The sequence below is a fragment of the Microcystis sp. M20BS1 genome (assembly GCF_020245305.1).
Classification (GTDB): Bacteria; Cyanobacteriota; Cyanobacteriia; order Cyanobacteriales; family Microcystaceae; genus Microcystis; species Microcystis ichthyoblabe_A.
Genome location: NZ_JADBUZ010000041.1, coordinates 1 through 5,132, shown reverse-complemented (window position 1 = coordinate 5,132; position 5,132 = coordinate 1). Strand labels below are relative to the sequence as shown.

General features: G+C 42.8%; 6 protein-coding genes. 4 read left to right on the top strand and 2 right to left on the bottom strand.

The window, feature by feature from the left end; genetic code table 11:
• On the top strand, window positions 1-534 hold a 534-nt coding region (locus IM507_RS04125; RefSeq protein ID WP_287636665.1), incomplete at its 5' end, for a tetratricopeptide repeat protein.
• Window positions 535-684: 150 nt separating this feature from the next.
• Window positions 685-831 (top strand): hypothetical protein, encoded by a 147-nt coding sequence (locus IM507_RS04120; protein WP_184891194.1) that lies wholly within the window; start codon window positions 685-687, stop codon window positions 829-831.
• A gap of 260 nt (window positions 832-1,091) precedes the next feature.
• Here IM507_RS04120 and IM507_RS04115 read toward each other — a convergent pair whose 3' ends face one another.
• Together IM507_RS04115 and IM507_RS04110 are read right to left on the bottom strand one after the other, a co-directional pair.
• The gene (locus IM507_RS04115) at window positions 1,092-2,135 is read right to left on the bottom strand and encodes a DUF1611 domain-containing protein (protein ID WP_002735493.1); all 1,044 of its coding nucleotides are present in this window, start codon (window positions 2,133-2,135) and stop codon (window positions 1,092-1,094) included.
• Window positions 2,128-3,180, bottom strand: coding sequence for a dipeptide epimerase (locus IM507_RS04110; RefSeq protein ID WP_287636664.1), 1,053 nt, complete (start codon window positions 3,178-3,180; stop codon window positions 2,128-2,130). The genes IM507_RS04115 and IM507_RS04110 overlap by 8 nt, the downstream gene beginning before the upstream one ends.
• Before the next feature lie 207 nt (window positions 3,181-3,387).
• Here IM507_RS04110 and IM507_RS04105 point away from each other — a divergent pair, with 207 nt between their 5' ends.
• Complete coding sequence (locus IM507_RS04105; protein WP_004162378.1) at window positions 3,388-4,551, top strand: LptF/LptG family permease; 1,164 nt, start codon at window positions 3,388-3,390, stop codon at window positions 4,549-4,551.
• A 61-nt stretch (window positions 4,552-4,612) separates the two neighbouring features.
• Window positions 4,613-4,780: a hypothetical protein gene (locus tag IM507_RS04100; protein ID WP_002736451.1), complete on the top strand. Its 168-nt coding sequence runs from the start codon at window positions 4,613-4,615 to the stop codon at window positions 4,778-4,780.
• The last annotated feature ends 352 nt before the right edge of the window (window positions 4,781-5,132 follow it).

Here is a 5,132-nt window from a genome sequence, read left to right as displayed (position 1 = left end):
TTGAGAAAACGACTCTTAGGAGAAAAACATCCCGATGTGGCAACTTCCCTCAACAATTTAGCACTATTGTACCAATCCCAAGGCAGGTACACAGAAGCAGAACCTCTCTATCTAGAAGCATTAGATTTGAGAAAAAGACTCTTAGGAGACAATCATCCCGATGTGGCAACTTCCCTCAACAATTTAGCAGCATTATACTATTCCCAAGGCAGGTACACAGAAGCAGAACCTCTCTTTCTAGAAGCATTAGATTTGTTAAAACGACTCTTAGGAGACAATCATCCCCTTGTGGCAACTTCCCTCAACAATTTAGCAGCATTGTACGAATCCCAAGGCAGGTACACAGAAGCGGAACCTCTCTATCTAGAAGCGATTAATATTGCTACCCAAGCATTAGGGGAAAATCATCCCCATACCCAAACCTTTTATCAGAATTATCTGAGGATGTTATCCCAATTACCCGAAGCAGAATTAAGACAACGGTTTCCCGATGAGGTGGTGGAGATGTTGAAACCAAAACCCCCTCATCCCTGAAAACAGTCTTAACTGTGATTGGAATGTTGAATGATGAACTATGACTAGGGAGCTAGTTAAGAGTGGATTAGAGATGAAGATTGATTGAATAAACCAATCATAGTTAAGAGCGTTGGAAAAGAGGGTCTGTAGGCGCACGGATTCTCCATTATGAATATAGTATCATGTCAAGTCGCCTTTGTCAAGAGAAAATTTAACAACATCCAGACAAACGTTATTGTAGGGGTAATTCATGAATTACCCCTACACCTATTACCTAGTCCAGTAACCCACCACCATCGACAGTGGTTGATGTAATCATCTGATGGACTATGACTAGGGAGCTAGTTAAGAGTGGATTAGAGATGAAGATTGATTGAATGAACGAATCATAGTCAATCACATAATCACATAAATCATAGTTAAGACTGTTGGAAAATAGGGTTCGTAGGCGCACGGATTTTCCATTATGAATATAATATCATGTCAAGTCGCCTTTGTCAAGAGAAAATTTAACGACATCCAGATTTAGTCGTAACGCATCACCTATCATTGACTATGATTGAATTAATCACTGATCACTGATCACTGATCACTGATAATAACCCTTGAGCGCCAAAACGGACAACATCGGTACAAAATAACCCCGTTTCCTCCCGCACAGTTTCTATAGCTTTAACTGCCGCCTGCGGACTAAGATGAAAAGTATTTAAACTAATCCCCTTTACCTTCACCTCCCCGAAACTTCCCCCAGCACTGGCAGTCATTTCGCAGAGTTTAATCACTTCCGTTAGGGGAGGGATGGGAATATCGGGTAGATCTTTGATATGAATTTGTCCAGCGCGATGGACGAGAATTAACCCCGTTGGTTGACTGCCACGCATTAAAGGCAAGGTAGCAGTGGATCCAGGGTGTAATAGGGAGCCTTGACCCTCAATAAACAGAATATCGTTATTTTCTGCTGATTCTAACACCAAAGCCTCGATCGCACCAGCAGCATAATCCACGCGCACTGCATCCAAGGGTACACCTTTCCCCGCGATCATAATTCCCCCCTGTCCAGTGGCTAAAAATTGCGATTTTAGCCCTTTTTCTTGGGCAAATCGGTGTAATTCGATGCTAGTGGACATTTTGCCCACACTCATATCCGTCCCTACCGTTAGAATACGCTGACAGGTTAAATTTTTCGCCCGCGCTTGCCCAATTTTTAAGTCTTGGGGTTCCAGACGGATATCCCAAATCCATTGATCCGGTTTAAGCTGAGAAAAAAGGGGTTTTAGGGGTGTATGGAGTCCATTAACGAGGGATAACCCTGTATTTACCCCCTCTTTGATTTCTTCTAGCCAATGGGGTGGTAAAATGCCTCCTGAGGGTGCGATGCCAATTAACAGGGTATCGGGATGATAGGTTAGAGCTTCCCTAACATTAGCAACAATCGGCAAGGGGCGATCGATTCCGGCCACTTCTTTTAAGGTACTGCCGGCGCTTTCTGCGTCAATAATCGCCACTACCTGCGCTTTTCCGTAACGCAGATAACTTAACCCAGTTTTGCCGCGAGTTCCTTTGATTCCTTCGTGGAGAAGAATCGCTACTTTCTTGTCAGGAGTCAAATAATTAGTCATCTTCTGTCCGTAAACTAACACCCAAACCGGGTGAATTATTTGGTTGTAAACGTCCCTTTTCTAAGCTTAAACCCGTAAAGGGATCATCGCGTAAATTTAAATGACTATCTAGGTCAAGATAGTTGACAAGCGGGCCAAGATGTGCTAGGGCAGTATTGGCTAAACTGCTATCAGAGTAACATCCGAACATAATTTGCAGTCGGCAAGCTTGGGCAACATGAATCATTCTCTGCACTTCCGCTAATCCACCAGCTTTCATTAGTTTAATATTAATGCCGTGGACTCGATCGGCCAGTTTCGGGATATCTTGACTAGAAAAACAGCTTTCATCGACGAAAATAGGTAGGGGCGATTTTTGGTATAAATCAATTAAATCTCGTTCTTGTCCCACGGATAGGGGTTGTTCCACATAAATAACGCCTTTTTCCTTTAACCATTGGCACATTTTCACCGCATCGCTAAATTTCCAACCACCATTAGCATCAACAGTTAGGGGCAAATGGGGGACAATTTCTTTAATAGCCAGAATTATGGCTCGATCGGCTTCTATACCGTCCGGTGAGCCTAATTTGACCTTTAATAAGCTAAAATCGCCGATTTCTAGCCAATCTAACACCCTCTTCCCCACATTTTCTGGAGAATTTAAACCGATAGTAACAGAAACCGGCGGAATTAAAGAGCGATCGAGTCCAAAAATTTGCCAGAGAGGTAAATTAGCTTTTTTGCCTAACCAGTCGTGCAGTGCCGTATCAATAGCGGCACGAGTAGCCGAAGATATCTGATTTTGCCATAAAATTTTTTCAATTTCTTGGCGTTGACAGGGGTGAAAAGATTGTAAAATAGGAGCGATCGAGTTTAATTCTTGCAGGATTTTATCGGGTTTTTTCTCCTCGCTGGTAATATCAAAAGGGGATGCCTCTCCCCACCCTTCGATATTTTCCTCGCTAATTTGCAGCCAGATATTAGTATTTTCGCTGGTAGTGCCGCGACTAATCGTTAAAGGTACTCGTTTATGAATAGTAAAAGTTTGCCAGTTTAGCAGCATAATTCACCTGGGGATGATCGGGGAATAGGAACAGAAAAATTATCCACACTTACCCAAATCCTTACTTCTGTCCACTCTCCCCGCAATCATACAACCTCCGGCGGTGTTTTTCGTCAAAGACAAAATATGATAGGCTAACCGAAGGGATAGGCAAGACGGCTGCGGGTTAGGAAATGGGATGAAAGAGGAGTGAGTTAACCAAAATCAATGATTAAGAAAAAGATTTCTTACTGGGTAAATGGAGGTATTGCCCTCATTGATCGCTATCTGATCAGCCAACTACTACCCCCATTTTTATTTAGTGTTGGTTTATTTGCCTCTTTGGGAGTAGCGATCGGCAATCTTTCCGATTTAGCTAATCAGGTAGTTGATGCTAATCTACCCCTTGTCTCGGCCCTAGAAATTCTCCTGTTAAAAGTGCCAGAATTTGTTACTTATTCCCTGCCAGTTTCTCTTTTACTGGCCACTTTAATCACCTACGGACGTTTAAGTAGTGATAGCGAAACCGTTGCCCTGCAAAGCTGTGGAGTCACTCTTTACCGTCTTTTTATACCCACTTTCTGCCTGAGTTTAATAGTTACAGTGGTGACATTTTTATTAAACGAATATGTGGTTCCTAATGCTAATTATCGAGCCACAGAAATTTTAGTGCAGAAAATTAATAAAGAAGCAAGTTTTTGGAAAAATAAAGATTTTTATTATCCCGATTATGAAATAAAAACCCTAGAAAATGGTACGATTAATCGCAATTTAAGAAGTTTATTTTATGCCGAACAATTTGACGGCGAAAAAATGAAAACTGTCACCGTTATCCGTTGGCTAAAACAAGAATTAAATCAAATTATTATCGCCGATTCGGCCCGTTGGAATGCCGTCGATAACGTCTGGGACTTTTTTAACGGCATTATCTATGAATTAACCCCCCCTAACGCCTCCTATAGCCAAGTTATCCCCTTTAAAACCGAAAAAATCGCTTTATCTCGCTCTGCTTTCGATTTTGCTCGTCAAAGCCGCGATCCCTACGAGATGAACATACCACAGGCGATCGAATATGTGCAACTGCTCAAACTCAGTGGCGATGAGAAAAGAGTCAGGTTTTTTCAAGTGCGAATCCAGCAAAAAATCGCCTTTCCCTTTGTCTGTATCGTCTTTGCTACCATCGGCTGTGCCTTGGGTTCTCTACCGCAAAGAATCAGTCGGGGAACCAGTTTTGGTCTCAGTGTCGCCATTGTTTTCCTCTATTATCTTTTAAACTTCCTTGTCGGCAGCTTGGGACTAACCGCCACCCTCTCCCCCTTCCTAGCTGCCTGGCTGCCTAACTTTTTCGGTTTTGGTTTAGGTCTGTGGTTATTATGGCGACTTAACGGTTAGACTTTTTTGAAAATTTTCGTCAAGATAGGAGACGTAGAGTTATAGCAGACCCCTTAGATCTATGTTTCCCTTTTTCTTCAACACTTGTGGCAGCACTTCCCGCCAAGAATGTCAAGAGCGTAAATTAACATTTCTCAAATGGATGCGCGACGACCTCGAAACCCGTCTAGCGGGATTAAATGCCGCTATCGAAACTATCGAGCGTCAAATCGGTCGGGAAGGTCAATAAACCCTGAAAATAGGCGAGTTTTCCCCTCGCCTTCTCCCCACAATTGGCTAAAAGAGATAATAGGAGTCTATCGTTATTGTAATCGGCACTCGGCCTGCATGGGTTACGCTACCGCTAACCTATCCTACAAATAATTGCGTCTCCCTACTTAGGGTCTGCTGAAAAAGTTTGTTGGTGGGGGCAGGGTGTGGGGTGTGGGGTGTGGGGTGTGGGGTTTTACCGATTTTGAGGTAGTCAGTTACCTAATTTTCAGGGAAAAAGTACCTGAATTTTACCCCCGATCCCTCCAATGGTCGGCACTTTTTGAGGTCAAAAAAGTCTAAAAGCCTTATCCAACAAGGTTTTTAGATTT

Bases quoted from the DNA above. Each gene is read 5' to 3' on its own strand.
- IM507_RS04100 (WP_002736451.1), top strand. From the start codon at position 4,613: ATGTTTCCCTTTTTCTTCAACACTTGTGGCAGCACTTCCCGCCAAGAA.
- IM507_RS04115 (WP_002735493.1), bottom strand. From the start codon at position 2,135: ATGACTAATTATTTGACTCCTGACAAGAAAGTAGCGATTCTTCTCCAC.
- IM507_RS04120 (WP_184891194.1), top strand. From the start codon at position 685: ATGAATATAGTATCATGTCAAGTCGCCTTTGTCAAGAGAAAATTTAAC.
- IM507_RS04105 (WP_004162378.1), top strand. From the start codon at position 3,388: ATGATTAAGAAAAAGATTTCTTACTGGGTAAATGGAGGTATTGCCCTC.
- IM507_RS04110 (WP_287636664.1), bottom strand. From the start codon at position 3,180: ATGCTGCTAAACTGGCAAACTTTTACTATTCATAAACGAGTACCTTTA.